This is a genomic window from Mesorhizobium sp. M00.F.Ca.ET.216.01.1.1, from assembly GCF_004010325.2.
In the GTDB taxonomy this organism is placed as follows: Bacteria; Pseudomonadota; Alphaproteobacteria; order Rhizobiales; family Rhizobiaceae; genus Mesorhizobium.
Genome location: NZ_SADR02000016.1, coordinates 131,359 through 145,323, shown reverse-complemented (window position 1 = coordinate 145,323; position 13,965 = coordinate 131,359). Strand labels below are relative to the sequence as shown.

The window sequence follows — 13,965 nt, the reverse complement described above, 5'->3', positions numbered from 1 at the left end:
CCGGTTGAAAAGAGGACGTTGGCAATGGGGCGGCCACGAGATAGCTGGGGTGATCCACGCCACGCACTTGCACGGATCACCTGCCAAAAATGGCGGATCGGTCCCGGAATCGAGCCGCCGCCGCGGGTTTTTTGCGGCCGTAGCAGCCTCGCTGTCTGCTGTGCACCTGGCGAACCCCGCAGCAGATGAGAAACCCTGCGTGCGTCGCGCTGGCGCTGATGGTGCAGCCGGAGACACGGCTGCTCGACGAGCCGTGAGGGCCTCTCGAGGCCATGACCAAGATTTCCATACAGGAAGAACTGGCGCGCATCTGAGCGAGAAAAACGTCATCCTGGTGGACAAGGGCGTGCCAGCCGGCGCGGGCGTTTCGCGCCTCCGGCGCGGCATTCATCCCTGTGAGTCAGGCTTGTTTCTATAGCGAAATTCGACAAAAAGTCGCGGATCGGGAGAAGGGAGCGGATATGGTCTTTCGATTGAAAGAGCGACTTGGCAAGAAACTTCAGGAAGAAGTGCAATTCTTCAAATGTTGGCAGAAGGATAAGAAAGGTGTGGGCGCACTCATGCCCACGTCGATCCATGCGGCGCGCCGCATGGCTAGTGTGGTCAACCCGCTTTCTGGATTGCCGGTTGGGGAAGCAACCGTCGGGAGTCGATCAGTGAACGTTTGTCGCTCACATTTCTGATGTGCACATCGCCAGCGGCTCAGCAGGAGCTTCACCGTCACGGGCTTGCCTTGTACCGGCAGATCCTGAAGGCTGCGATTGGACCAGCCATACCGACTTCGACTTCGCCGGCCACAATCGGGGCAAATGTCGATCGCTGGTCCGGCAGCGGAAACAACCCAACTGTGATCATCAGTGAGCGCGACACCCAGAATTCTGACCCCTGGGCCAGGCGACCATTTCGATTTCGTTCGCATGCCCGCCCATAGCGATAGCGTCGCTAACAGCGGATGAACCACACAAATTGAGGAAGACCCTGGTTAAGTGCAAAGCGACACCAGCAGCGCGCGCACCGCGAGCATGCTGATAGCCGGCCCAAGGTGTGACCGAATTCCCGGCGGCAAGCCGGAGCGATGAGGGTGCCGCAAAGGACGTGCCTTCGGTCGCCTCAAGGCCTCAAGCTCAACGGCGCTATTGTCACCGACGACGATGAAAGGCCGTTGGAGACATCTGCAAAACTCAACGAAATCGGCCTTGACCAATCCCGGGCTCCGGCCGGGGCCGATGGCGGTGTAGCCGCATCGTTTCCAGACTGCATCAGGCGCATCGCCTGCTCCGACCGCGATCGCGTTCACGCAGTCAGCCGGGACTTGTGAAGTTCGAGGAGCGGATTTGCGAGCTCGAAGGCGTGCCCGATCTCGAAGAGATCATGGAGCCGCTGCTGGCCGCCCGGCGGAAGCTGCGTGCCGAATTTGCTCGCCTGCACAAAAAAGTGCTCACGATCGCTAGGAATGAGACGACCTGCCGGCGCACCTGATGACGGTTCCCGGAGTCGGCCCCGTTGTGGCGCTCGCCTATGCCGCGACAATCGACATTCCGCAGCGGTTCAGAAGCTCCAAAGCGGTAGAGCCCATCCTGGGACGTCGAAATCGACTTTTTAAGTCGCCGTCGGCAGTCGAAGCTTTCAATCTGGAGCAACTCCGAAAAAGGACTTTTTCAAACGGTGGGAGAAAACAGAAACACTTATTAGAAGCGGTTTGGTAGAATTCCTGCATACAACGATTACTCTTGGGAAATTTAACTATGCCAGCCGCACAATTTGACACTACTACTAGCAAATCGTTCCCGCAGAGGGGCATGATACGCCAGACGATTGAACAAGAATTAGAGCAGCTGCGTTCACAAGATGCGGACCCCAGATCAACATTCGCAGACCGTTGGCTCAACGACCGTGGGCTCCTTGTTGATGACGGCACATTCGAAGTTGCTAAGGCGGCTCACTTTGCCTTCTTTACCAAGGGCAACAACTACCCAGCTGTTGTTCAGTTCGAGCGTGATCTAATACAGATGGCGCTTAGTTTGTTTCACGCTCAAAATGATGCAAATGGAGCCGTGACTAGCGGCGGGTCTGAGAGTCTCTTTCTCGCTACTGCTGCTGCCCTTGCGAACGCCAAAGAACGACGGCCGGATATTACTCGGCCAGAAATAGTTGTGCCGCAGACAGGCTATCCCACATTCGAGAAATATGAACGGTATTTCGGATATACCCTGCGTCGCGTACCGGTCGATGCAAATTTTCGCGCAAATGTCTCGGCAATGTCCGAGGCGGTCAACGAAAACACGGTCATGATGCTTGCGTCGATGCCGTCTTGGTCGCACGGCGTTTGCGACCCCGTTCGTGAACTGGCGGAAATTGCGGACAAACATGGGATTTGGTTGCATGTGGACGCTTGCGTCGGCGGATTCTTAGCGCCGTTTGTGCGCGAACTCGGACGGGACGTTCCAGACTTCGATTTTCGAGTCCCGGGCGTAAGTTCAATCTCGGCCGATTTTCATAAGTATGGCTACAGCGGCAAGGGCGTTTCGGGTGTTTTCTATAGAAACAGAGATATCGCCCGCCATCAACCCTTCGTTTTCGACACATGGGCAGCAGGGCTTTATCGATCACCGGTTCTTACTGGGACGCGTAATGGTGGCGCAATCGCGTCGGCCTGGGCAGTTATGCGTTACCTGGGGCGGGAGGGATACCTTTCGCGGGCAACTCAAATCCTCAAGCTGAGAGACGCCATATCGGGGTTTGTTGAACGGTGCCCTGGCTTAAAAATCGTCGGCGGAGCTGAGCTTAACGTGGTCGGAGTTGGCAGCGATTACTCTGACATCTATTCGATTGCAAGCAAGCTGAAGGAGTACGGGTGGAAGGTGAACCTTCTGAAAGAGCCCGAAGCAATACAGTTCGTGCTCGGACCACTTCGGGATGAATATATAGATTTGCTAGTAAAAGACCTCGAAAGAGCCGTGGAAGCGGTGCGGCGCGAAGGCTTCAGTGCTCCTTCTCCAGCCGTGGTCTATTCCGACGAATTCTTAGACTGAAAGCGGACTAATTGTTGTTCGTGAAGGTTCAGTCCAATATGGCGAAACCGAAATTCCGGTACTTGAGAGGCTGGGCCTCCGGTCGATCGTGGCCGCATCCTCACCGCAGGTGGAAGATTCTGTGACGATCGGTCAGCCTGGGCCTGCTTGAGATCACTCTTCGTCTGCAATCTGCCCATCCTTGAACAATCCGATGCCCAATAGAGCGCTAAGTTCTATCTTAGGTAGATATATACGGCGACTCTTGCGCTCGCACCGATATGGAGAAACCAATGTCACTTTCTGAAACAGTTCTAGCAAAATTGAAAGACAAGTCGTTAGTGACGGACAAAGCTCCTGTAGGGACTGGCTGGGTAGCGGCAGGTTCAAGGGGCCTCACATTCGAGGTCACCAATCCCTCAACCGGCGAAGTCCTGGCAACCCTTCCAGATCTCGGTAAAGAGGACGTCAGGTCGGCGATTGAGGCTGCCCATGTTGCCCAAAAGAACTGGGCGAAGAGGACGGGCAAGGAGCGCGCCGCAGTGCTGCGGAAGCTTTACGACCTCTTAGTCTCGAATGTCGATGATCTTGCCACCATCCTGACTTTGGAGATGGGAAAACCGTGGCCGGAGGCGAGGGGAGAGATCCTCTATGGTGCGTCCTACGTCGAGTGGTTCGGTGAGGAAGCAAAGCGAGTTTATGGCGACACCATTCCAGGTCATCAGCCGGACAAGCGCATCATCGTGATCAAGCAGCCCATCGGAGTTGTGGGGGCCATCACGCCGTGGAACTTCCCGAATGCGATGCTTGCCCGCAAGATGGCCCCGGCAATCGCTGCCGGCTGCAGCATGGTGTCGAAACCTGCGGCTCAGACACCCCTATCCGCGCTCGCTCTGGCTCTCCTTGCCGAACGCGCCGGTCTACCACCCGGTCTTTTTTCTGTACTCACCACGACCGATGCGGAGATGGTGGGTCAGGAATTCTGCGGAAATGAGAAGATCCGAAAGCTCACTTTCACGGGCTCGACCAATGTCGGAAAAAAGCTGATGCGGCAAGGCGCAGAGCAGATCTTAAAGCTCGGCCTCGAACTCGGGGGTAACGCGCCCTTCATTGTCTTCGATGACGCGGATCTCGACGCTGCCGTCGACGGCGCAATGATTTCCAAATACCGCAATGCTGGGCAAACCTGCGTCTGCGCCAATCGGCTCTATATTCAAGAGGGCATCTATGATGCCTTTGCCGCCAAGCTTGCCAAGCGCGTTCGCCAGATGAAAGTCGGCGACGGCTTTGCCGAAGGGGTCACGACAGGCCCTCTCATCGATCGGAATGCGCTGAAGAAGGTACAGGAGCACGTCACCGACGCGGTCGCCAAGGGGGCTAGAGTGGAGGTCGGTGGCAAGCCTGCGAGCCAAGGCGGCCTCTTTTTTGAGCCCACTATATTGACCGGCGCAACGGGGGATATGCGCCTCTCCAGGGAAGAGACGTTTGGCCCTATCGCGCCTTTGTTCAAGTTTTCGATCGAGGAACACGTCATCGAAATGGCGAACAACACAGAGTTTGGCCTGGCTTCCTACTTCTATTCCAGGGATGTCTCGAAAATATTCCGGGTGGCGGAGGCTCTCGAATACGGAATGGTCGGGGTTAACACTGGGCTGATCTCCACGGAAGTTGCGCCTTTTGGCGGTATCAAGCAATCTGGCCTTGGCCGCGAAGGTTCAAAATACGGAATTGATGATTATACAGAGATGAAATACTTGTGCCTGAGCGTGTGATCGGCCTGTGCTCCGCACGAGAAATCCTTTTTCACTTACGACCGTTGCAGCCATGAGCGTGGTCGCTGCAGCGAAGTCAAGCAACTTGCAGGCAGAGCAACTGCATTGCGATGTCTGTCTGACCCAAGCCGGGCTAGATGCAAGGCACTCTCCACTTTGAACGCCGGCACACCATTTGCCACACGTGGCTGATCAGAACCAACGGATTCATGGATTTCAGCGAGCCGCGTTGGCGTGTCCCCGACCTGAAAGGAAGCAATCATGAGGATCAATATTGAGGAAATTACCGAAAAGGACAGAAGCAGCGTCCTGCATCCGTTCACGCAGCTCAAGGATTTCGCCACGGGCAAACTCGGCGAGCCTACCATTGTCGAGACCGGGAAGGGCATCCGCATTCAGGACGCGCATGGCAACCAGTTGATTGACGGGTTCGCTGGTCTCTATTGCGTGAATGTCGGTTATGGCCGTGCCGAAGTCGCCGAAGCGATTTCGCGCCAAGCCTATCGTCTCGCCTACTACCATTCCTACGCGGCCCATACGACGGACGAACTCGCAATCCTCTCAGATCGTCTCGTGCGTATGGCGCCTGGCAAAATGAGCAAGGTCTTCTACGGCATGTCCGGCTCGGATGCCAACGAGACCCAGGCCAAGCTCGTTTGGTACTACAACAATCTGCGTGGCAAGCCGAACAAGAAGAAGATCATTTCGCGTGACCGCGGGTATCACGGCTGCTCTGTCGTCTCTGGCTCGATGACCGGCATGAGCTTCTATCACGACCACATGGACCTGCCGCTGCCGCAGATCGTTCATACAGGAGCTCCGCATTATTATTGGGGCGCAACCCCGGGCGAAACCGAACGCGAATTTTCCGCGCGGCGAGCCGCAGAGCTTGACCAGCTGATCGTACGTCTCGGCCCGGACAATGTCGGCGCCTTCATCGGCGAGCCGGTGCTCGGAACAGGTGGCATCACGCCTCCGCCGGAAGGGTATTGGGAGGCGATCCAAGCCGTTCTGAAAAAGCACGACGTACTCCTCATCGTCGACGAAGTGATCACCGGCTTTGGCCGCACGGGCTCCATGTTCGGCTCGCAGCATTACGGAATTGAGCCCGACCTGATTACAGTTGCCAAAGGCCTTACCTCCGCCTACTTCCCGCTCTCCGGCGCGATCGTTGGCGAGAAGGTTTAGGCGATGAACGACGGCGCTGACAGGGTTGGTGCGTTCTCTCATGGCTACACCTACTCAGGTCATCCGATCGGAGCCGCCGCGGCCAACGCGGTTCTCGACATAGTCGAGAAAGAAGATCTCCCTGGTAACGCTCGTGACGTCGGGGCGTTTTTTCAAGCGCAGCTAAGGGACAAGTTCTCGCAATTGCCTTTCGTAGGTGAGGTGCGCGGGGTCGGTCTTATGGGCGCAATTGAGTTCGTGGCCGACCGCCACAACAGGAAACGTTTTGATCCGGCGCTTAAGGTTGGTGCACGAATTTCGAAAGCATCCCGTGACCGTGGCCTTATCGCCCGCGATATGCCGCACGGGGACATCTTGGGCTTTGCCCCGCCGCTCGTTGCAACCAAGGCTGAGGTCGAAGAGATTGTTGCGATAGCCGAAAGCGCCGTCCGTTTCGTCGCGGATGAACTCGTCCGCGAGGGGCAGAAAATCTGAATGTTAGGCAATGGCCTGGTCCATGGTTGCTGGACCTGAGGGTGGCCCATGCATAGGAAACGGGCCTTATTGGAACATACCCGGTTTGTTGGCTTGGATATTCAAAAATCGGATCTCAATTGCCCTAGCGGTGAGCGGACGTTCTGGGGTCGTCGAATACATTGGCGAGATTGCCAATGATGTTGGGGCGATCATCAAGTTGTGGGACCGTTCTCCGGCCGGCGTCATCGAAGCTGCTTGCCTGGCCCATCTGCGTCGCAAGATATTCGATGTTCACGACAGCCAGCCACCGAGCTGAGCACGACGGCCATGGCCGGTATCCAGGCGATCTACCGGATCGAGGAAGAGAGAGGGGGCTCCCGCCCGCCGAGCGATTGGCCGCTACATATCGAGCCCAGATAGATTTTTGGCATCGTTTTCTTTCGGTTCTAGGCTGTCGACCTTTCCACTCGTCTTCTTTGCAATGATGACTCCCGGGCCTCACTTTTTAGGCTTTGCAGCTCCATTAGCTCGATATAAGGGATATGACAGCGGATGGTGTGTCCGGGTTCAGACTCGGAAAGCTCCGGCTCCAGCGTCTCGCAGATGGCGCCGATCTTGCGCGGGCAGCGCGTGTGGAAGACGCAGCCCGTCGGCGGATTAGCGGCGCTCGGGGTCTCTCCGTCGAGGCGGATGCGCGAGCTCTTTGACCGGTCGAGCTCGGGCACGGCTGACAGCAGCGCCTCGGTGTAGGGATGGTGGGGGCCGGAAAACACCGGTTCCGATGGCCCGAACTCCATGATGCGGCCGAGATAGAGCACGGCGATCTTGTCAGAGAGGTAACGCACCACGCCAAGGTCATGCGAGATGAAGATGTAGCTGACATCTTCTTTCGACTGCAGGTCGGCGAGCAGGTTGAGGATCGCCGCCTGCACGGAAACATCCAGCGCAGAGGTCGGCTCATCGCACACCACGATACGCGGATCGCCGGCGAAGGCGCGGGCAATGGCAACGCGCTGCTTCAGGCCACCTGAAAGCTGGCGCGGCTTAACGGCGAGATGCCGCTCGGTGAGTCGCACCGAGCGGACCAGGTCGTTGAGGCGGGCCTCCAGCGCCTTGCCGGAGAGACCGGCCAGCCGCTTCAGCGCCCGGCCGATGAGATGCCGGATCGAATGCGAGCGGTTGAGCGCCGAGTCCGGATTCTGGAAGACGATCTGCATCGCCTTGATCTGGTCGTCGCTGCGGTTCTCCAGGCGAGGCGCCAGCGCCCTGCCCTCGAGTTCGATGGTGCCGCCGTCATCGGGCGGCACCAGGCCAAGCAGCAGCCTAGCGAAGGTTGTCTTGCCGCTGCCGGACTCGCCGACCAGCCCAAGCGTCTCGCCGGGTCGCAGGTCAAGCGAAACATCCTTGACGGCGCGCAAGGGATGGCCAGGGTTGCCATAGGTTTTGTTCAGTCCCGCGACTCGCAGCACCGGTGCCCCCGCCGGCTTTGGTGCAGGCGCCACATCGCTGGGTGTGGCACGCGGCAGGGCTTGCGCCTTGTGATGATGGAAGCAACGCGACAGCCGGCCGCCCAGATCATAGAGCGGCGGCAGTTCGGTGCGGCAGCGGTCGTCAGCAAGCGCACAGCGATCGGCGAAGGCACAGCCCTTGATGGCCACGCCAATGCCGGGGAGGAAACCCGGAATGGTGTCGAGGCGGCCCTGGTCCTTGCGCTGGCCGCCACGGGGCAGACAGCGTAGCAGCGCCACCGTGTAGGGATGGCGCGGATCGTTGAAGACGTCCTTGGTCGAGCCTTCCTCGACCAGCATTCCGGCATAGAGCACGCCGACCCGGTCGCACATGTTGGAGACGACGGCGAGGTTGTGGCTGATGAATAGGATCGAGGCTGACAGCTCACGCCGCAATTGCTCGATCAGGTCGAGGACCTCGGCTTCCACCGTCGCATCGAGGCCGGTGGTCGGCTCGTCGAGGATCAGCATCGAGGGGTCGTTGGCCAGCGCCATGGCGATCGCCACGCGCTGCTGCATGCCGCCGGAAAGCTGGTGCGGATAGCGCTGCATGACGCTGGCCGGATCGGAGATGCGCACCCGGTTCAGCATGGCGATTGCCTTGTCGCTTGCCGCCTGTCCGGTGATGCCGGCGAGTTCGAAGATCTCGGTCAACTGCCGGTCGATGCGGAGCGACGGGTTCAGCGCCTTGCCGGGGTCCTGATAGACCATCGACACGCTGTCTGCGCGGGCACGCCGCAGCGCCTCGCTGTCAAGCTTCATCACGTCCTTGCCGTCGAGCGCGATCGAGCCGCCGGTGATCGAGCCGTTGCGCGGCAGATAGCGCACCACCGACAGCGCCACGGTCGACTTGCCGCAGCCGGATTCACCGACCAGCCCATAGGCTTCGCCGGTCTTGATGGTCAGGTTGACGTTGCGCAGCACCGCGCGGTTGCGTCCGGCGACGCGATAGGCGACCGAAAGGTCCTTCAGTTCGAGCGCGTTCCTCTCAGTCATTAAACGCCCCCTGGACGCCATCGGTCACCAGATTGACGCCGATCACCAGCGAGGCGATGGCGAGCGCGTCGAACAGCACCGTCCACCAGAAGCCGCCACTGATCATGCCGTAATTGCTGGAGATCGAGAGCCCCCAGTCGGGTGAGGGCGGCTGGATGCCAAAACCCAGGAAGGAGAGCGTGGCGACCGCGAAGATGGCATAACCCAGCCGCACGGTGGTCTCGACCAGGATTGGTGGAATGACGTTGGGCAGGATCTCGACGAACATCGTATACAGCGCGCGCTCGTGCCGAAGCTCGGCGGCGGCGACATAGTCGAGTTCGCGCTCGGTCAGCACCGCCGAGCGCACGGTGCGGGCAATGATGGGCGCGAAGCTCAGCCCAATGACGACGATGACGGTGGTCTTGGAGGTACCAAGCGCGACGATGGCGAGCAGCGCCACGATGACACCCGGGATGGCCATGAAGGCTTCGAGGATGCGGCTGACGACATCGTCGACGATGCCGCGGAAGTAGCCGGTGAGCAGACCCAGTGCCGTGCCGGCCACGGTCGCAAACAGTGTCGCCAGCGGGGCGACGGTCAGGATATCGCGCGAGCCGACGATGACGCGCGAGAAGACATCGCGGCCGATTTGGTCGGTGCCGAACCAGTGTTCGCGCGAGGGGGGTGCCAGCGCATCGATGATGTCGTCGGCGAGTGGGTCGTAAGGCACGAAGCGCTCGCCGAACAGCGCACAGGCGACCCAGAACAGCACGATGGCAAGACCGACGAGGAAGGTTCGCGAGCGTAGTAGGGAGTAAAAGACATCCGCCAGGGGACTGCGCCGGCGCATGTCGTCTTGTGCGGGAGAGGTGGTCTGGACGGCGCTCATTGCTCTGCTCCCAGCCGGATACGCGGATTGAGTACGGAATAGAGGAAGTCAGCGGCAAGCGTCGCCACGGCATAGACGATGCCGATGGTGAGGATGCCGGCCTCCAGCATCGGGAAATCCTTGCCGCGCGCGGCGGTGAAGATAAGCGAGCCGATGCCCTGGTAGCGGAACAGCGTTTCGATCACGACCAGGCCGCCGATGAGGTAGCCGGTCTGTGTGGCGATGACGGTGATGGTCGGCAGCAGCGCATTGCGCAGCACATGTCGCCAGATCACCGTGCGCCACGTCAGGCCCTTGAGCACGGCCGTCCTTGTATAGTCGGAATCGAGCGCCTCGATCATGCCGGACCGCGCCATGCGGGCGATGTAGCCGAACAGCACCAGGAATAGCGGCAGCGACGGCAGGATCAGATAGTAGATCTGGGTGAGGAATCCCGCGCCTTTTGGCCATGCCGCCGCGATCGGCAGCCACCTCAGCCAGACGCCGAAGATCAGGATCAGGATGATGCCGGTGACGAATTCCGGCAGTACCGTCACCGACAGCCCGCCCAGGCTGATGATGCGGTCGAGCGGCCGGTTGAGGTTGAGCGCGGCGACAACGCCGCCGAGGATGCCGATCGGCACCACCAGCACGAAGGCGATCAGCGCCAGTTTCATCGAATTGCCGAGGGCGTCGACAACGAAGGGTGCCACCGGCGCACGGAAGACGTAGGACGTGCCCATGTCGCCGTGCAGGAAATTCCAGATCCAGCTTCCGTACTGGACGAGCAGCGGCCGGTCGACGCCAAGCGAATGGTTAAGTGCATCGACCGCGCGCTGGTCGGCGAACGGCCCCAATATGGCGCGCCCGACATTGCCGGGCAGCACCTGGCCGCCTAGGAACACCATGATGCTAAGCAGGAACAGCGTGACGAGCGATAGCGAGACACGCCGGGCAAAGAAGGAGAGAATGGCTATGACTCCTTATGGAGCCAACCCCACGTGGGGGGCTGGCTATTAGACGATTGGCTTTCGCTCGCTTAGGCCTTCGATGCTTTTTCGAGGAACAGCTGCCCCATGGCGGTCGGCTGCACGCCGGTCACGCCTTTCGCCGTCGCCGTGAGGTAATCGGAGAAATAGCCGAAGATGATAGGTGTTTCCTCGAGCAGCAGCTTCTGGATCTTGCCGGCCGCAGCCTTCTGCGCCTCAAGGTCAAGCGCCGCGATGTAGCTGTCCGCCAGCGTGTCGTAGTCCTTGTTCTTGAAGTGCGCCGCGTTCCAGGTGCCGTCGCTCTTCAGGGGTGCTGCAAGGAACACGTTCGGCACACCGCGGTGACCATAGCCGGTGACGCCCATCACCGAATCCAGCCAGTTCGATTTGCCGAACACTGCGTCTCCGTAATAGGGACCTGAGTCGAGGATGTTGAGGTCCAGCTCGATGCCGATTTCCTTAACCCAGTTCTGGATGAGCTGGGCGTATGCCGGGATTTCGCCATAGCGCTCGGTGGTCAGCGTCACCTTGAAGCCCTTGCCGGCACCTGCAGCTACCATGAGCTGCTTGGCCTGCGCGATGTCCTGCTTGCGCTGCGGCACGCTCGTATTGGTTGACGGATAGACGGGAGCGAACGGACTGTCGTTGCCCAGCGTGGCGCGCCCCTTCAGCAGGCCGGCAACCACCTTGTCGCGATCGATTGAGAGTGCAATCGCGCGGCGCACGCGCGGGTCTTTGAAAGGGTCGGAGTCGCAGCGCATGTGCACTTGCCGATTCAAAGACGACTTCAGGCCAATGATATCTACGTTCGGATCTTTGAGCAGGCCGACGCCACCGAGCGCCGTCACCTGGTTGATGATGTCGACCTGGCCGCCCTGCAGCGCCAGGATCTGCGGCTGGATGTCGTCGAAGAAAGTGAACTCCGTGCGATCAGGCAACGCCTTCGCCCCCCAGTAGTCCTCGTTGCGAACGAAGGAAGCGCCGACCTTGGGCGTGTAGTTGTCCAGCTTGAACGGCCCGGTGCCGTCGAAGCTCTTTTCGTAGTCGCCCTTGTAGCTGGCAGGCAGAATGATGGCGTTGTAATTGTCCGACGCCACCATGTAGGGGAAGTTGCCGTTCGGCGCATCGAGGTGGAACTCAACGGTGTAGTCGTCGACTTTCCTGGTCGCGCCCTTCTGCAGGATACCCTTGAAGACGGACAGTGCATTGGACGAGCCGGCCGGGTCGGCGAGCCGATCGAAGCTGGCAACCACGTCATCGGCCTTCATCTCGCCGCCGCTGTGAAATTCGACGCCCTTTCGAAGCTTGAAGGTCCATACCGTAGCTTTGTGGTTCGGTTTCCAACTCTCGGCTAGCGAAGGCCGCAGTACCAAGTCGGGGCCGTCGAGACAGAGATATTCTCCAACCTGCTGCAGCATTAAATAGCCACCATTATCGGCGATGGTGACGGGGTCTATGGCTCCTGTCGGCACGACGCAGGCAACGCGAATGGTGGCGCCGGGGGCGCCTTGGGCGCGGGCGCGCGACGGCATGGCGCCGAGGCCAGCTGCCATGCCTATGCCGCCAAGCAGCGGCAGCGACAGACCGAGCAGACTGCCGTGGCGCATGAATTCGCGGCGACTGATGCGGCCGTCGACCAGCCCGTCGATAAGATGGTTTTCGAGCGGCGTGCGGTTGCGCCTCATGAGATCGAGAATGCGGTAGTTCGTTTTCACGTGTTAGTCCTCCCCTAACATACGATATATTTCAGCCCACCACCTTTGGGGCGGGCGACCCAAGTGTGAACTCTAGGCTTCGGCCTTTGTGGCCCGCATCGTCCCTGATTGCCACGAGCACGACCAGATTTTCTGACTTGTACTCGTTGTAAGCTTTCGACGCGCGTCGGACAGGTTATTTTTTCACGGCTCCTGCCCAGCGGGTTACTCCTTGGACAATAAGGCAAGGCGCTATGGAAGTGTTACTGACTTGCTCCCATTTCACGAAAACATTTGCTGTGAGAGGCCTTGCTTCCGAAATTTTCCAGCCCAATTGGGGAACGCCGTTATCAGCTTAACTCGCATTCAGGAATTTGCGGCATAGACCGATGTCATGAACACCGCAACCGTCAGCTACCAGGGATCGTGGTTTCGAGGATGCAATCCGCCGGTGGGCATCAAGTTCGGTCCGGATTACGCTCGCCGGAGTGCACGGCCTGCCTGAAAAGCGCGGTGTCAGCCTCACTCGGCCATCTCAGTCGCCCACGGCGGAAAATCCGACGGCAGAGTCGCGAGAATCTCCCGAGCCGACCACTCCCGAGACATTCTTGGATTCCTGTAGATATTGACCTGGCCGGTCGTTCCCATCAGTCAGGTGGACCAATTGCTCGGTCAAACTGCAGCACACTGATTATATCAAACTGCGCAGATGGATAGCCCGATCCTCTTTGGCAACCCGACTCACTATGTCGGTGAAATACCTTTCAACACCAAATTCAGGAGTTAGAAATCTCTCTACGATCTCAGTATAACGTTCAATGGAGGATACAACAAATTTCATGTGGTAGTCAAACTGACCCATTACTTCGTAACACTCGACAACTTCTGGAATGACGCACATATTGCGTTCGAAGAAATCCAAGGCATCTCTATGATGCTTCGAGAGGGCTACATTAGCTAAAACAATCTGGACACTTTGTAACTTTTCAATCGCTATTTCCGCAATGTAACGACGGATAATACCATCTTTTTCGAGCTTTTTGACTCTCTGCCAACACGGCGACACAGAAATTCCGACCCTGTCGGCGAGGATCTTGATTGGGAGGCGGCCGTTTTCTTGGAGCACATCAAGAATCCGGTAATCCATGCGGTCTAGCTTGTTCATATCACTTACTCTACATACGATAGTTCACGCAGCGCTGGCTCGGTGGCCGGCAGAGGATGCCGCAGCAATGCGTCGCCACGGGCAAATGCTACCCTGCCACATTTGCCGAATTGACACAGCCCCTGTTTCTGTCAGGCGATGTGAGGACGGCAAACTGACAGTTCTTCCGTTCAAGACACTGTGTCCCGCCGAAAATTTCGCAGATCAACATCGAGCCAGGCTCGGCCTTGCCAGCAAGCCACCGATTGACCAAGGCTGATATCTACGCCGGATTTGGGAAACGTGGGATAGCTCGTGAGCCTTTGGCACGGGCGCGGATCGCATTGTCGCTCACCG

General features: G+C 58.8%; 8 protein-coding genes and 3 pseudogenes. 5 read left to right on the top strand and 6 right to left on the bottom strand.

Features of this window, described 5'->3' with window-relative positions; all coding sequences use genetic code 11:
• Positions 1-634 precede the first annotated feature (634 nt).
• Positions 635-919, bottom strand: a pseudogene (locus EN859_RS21120) (transposase family protein); the annotation flags it as partial.
• Between the two features lie 491 nt (positions 920-1,410).
• Here EN859_RS21120 and EN859_RS39455 point away from each other — a divergent pair.
• The 5 genes and pseudogenes from EN859_RS39455 to EN859_RS21095 all read left to right on the top strand — a co-directional run.
• Positions 1,411-1,568 (top strand): annotated as a pseudogene (locus EN859_RS39455) (transposase); the annotation flags it as partial.
• Between the two features lie 231 nt (positions 1,569-1,799).
• The gene (locus EN859_RS21110) at positions 1,800-3,032 is read left to right on the top strand and encodes an aminotransferase class V-fold PLP-dependent enzyme (RefSeq protein WP_189350308.1); all 1,233 of its coding nucleotides are present in this window, start codon (positions 1,800-1,802) and stop codon (positions 3,030-3,032) included.
• 272 nt (positions 3,033-3,304) lie between these two features.
• Positions 3,305-4,783: an NAD-dependent succinate-semialdehyde dehydrogenase gene (locus EN859_RS21105; protein WP_126038299.1), complete on the top strand. Its 1,479-nt coding sequence runs from the start codon at positions 3,305-3,307 to the stop codon at positions 4,781-4,783.
• Between the two features lie 261 nt (positions 4,784-5,044).
• Positions 5,045-6,445 (top strand): annotated as a pseudogene (locus EN859_RS21100) (aspartate aminotransferase family protein).
• 10 nt (positions 6,446-6,455) lie between these two features.
• Complete coding sequence (locus EN859_RS21095; protein ID WP_126089938.1) at positions 6,456-6,743, top strand: hypothetical protein; 288 nt, start codon at positions 6,456-6,458, stop codon at positions 6,741-6,743.
• Between the two features lie 130 nt (positions 6,744-6,873).
• On the opposite strand, the gene EN859_RS21090 is transcribed toward EN859_RS21095, so the two are convergent.
• From EN859_RS21090 to EN859_RS21070, 5 genes are all read right to left on the bottom strand, one after another.
• Positions 6,874-8,931 carry an ABC transporter ATP-binding protein gene (locus EN859_RS21090; RefSeq protein WP_126038305.1) on the bottom strand — a complete coding sequence of 686 codons (2,058 nt, stop codon included), beginning with the start codon at positions 8,929-8,931 and terminating at the stop codon, positions 6,874-6,876.
• Positions 8,924-9,802: an ABC transporter permease gene (locus tag EN859_RS21085; protein WP_126038308.1), complete on the bottom strand. Its 879-nt coding sequence runs from the start codon at positions 9,800-9,802 to the stop codon at positions 8,924-8,926. The genes EN859_RS21090 and EN859_RS21085 overlap by 8 nt, the downstream gene beginning before the upstream one ends.
• Entirely contained in the window at positions 9,799-10,752 is a 954-nt protein-coding gene (locus EN859_RS21080; protein WP_126038311.1) for an ABC transporter permease, read from the bottom strand. Before EN859_RS21080 ends, EN859_RS21085 begins: the two co-directional genes overlap by 4 nt.
• 68 nt (positions 10,753-10,820) lie before the next feature.
• Positions 10,821-12,485 (bottom strand): ABC transporter substrate-binding protein, encoded by a 1,665-nt coding sequence (locus EN859_RS21075; RefSeq protein ID WP_126038314.1) that lies wholly within the window; start codon positions 12,483-12,485, stop codon positions 10,821-10,823.
• Between the two features lie 670 nt (positions 12,486-13,155).
• Positions 13,156-13,629 carry an Lrp/AsnC family transcriptional regulator gene (locus EN859_RS21070; protein ID WP_126038317.1) on the bottom strand — a complete coding sequence of 158 codons (474 nt, stop codon included), beginning with the start codon at positions 13,627-13,629 and terminating at the stop codon, positions 13,156-13,158.
• Positions 13,630-13,965: the final 336 nt, after the last annotated feature.

Excerpts from the sequence above, each read along its gene's own strand:
- EN859_RS21110 (WP_189350308.1), top strand. The coding sequence starts at position 1,800 with ATGATACGCCAGACGATTGAACAAGAATTAGAGCAGCTGCGTTCACAA.
- EN859_RS21090 (WP_126038305.1), bottom strand. The coding sequence starts at position 8,931 with ATGACTGAGAGGAACGCGCTCGAACTGAAGGACCTTTCGGTCGCCTAT.
- EN859_RS21085 (WP_126038308.1), bottom strand. The coding sequence starts at position 9,802 with ATGAGCGCCGTCCAGACCACCTCTCCCGCACAAGACGACATGCGCCGG.
- EN859_RS21105 (WP_126038299.1), top strand. The coding sequence starts at position 3,305 with ATGTCACTTTCTGAAACAGTTCTAGCAAAATTGAAAGACAAGTCGTTA.
- EN859_RS21070 (WP_126038317.1), bottom strand. The coding sequence starts at position 13,629 with ATGAACAAGCTAGACCGCATGGATTACCGGATTCTTGATGTGCTCCAA.
- EN859_RS21095 (WP_126089938.1), top strand. The coding sequence starts at position 6,456 with ATGGCCTGGTCCATGGTTGCTGGACCTGAGGGTGGCCCATGCATAGGA.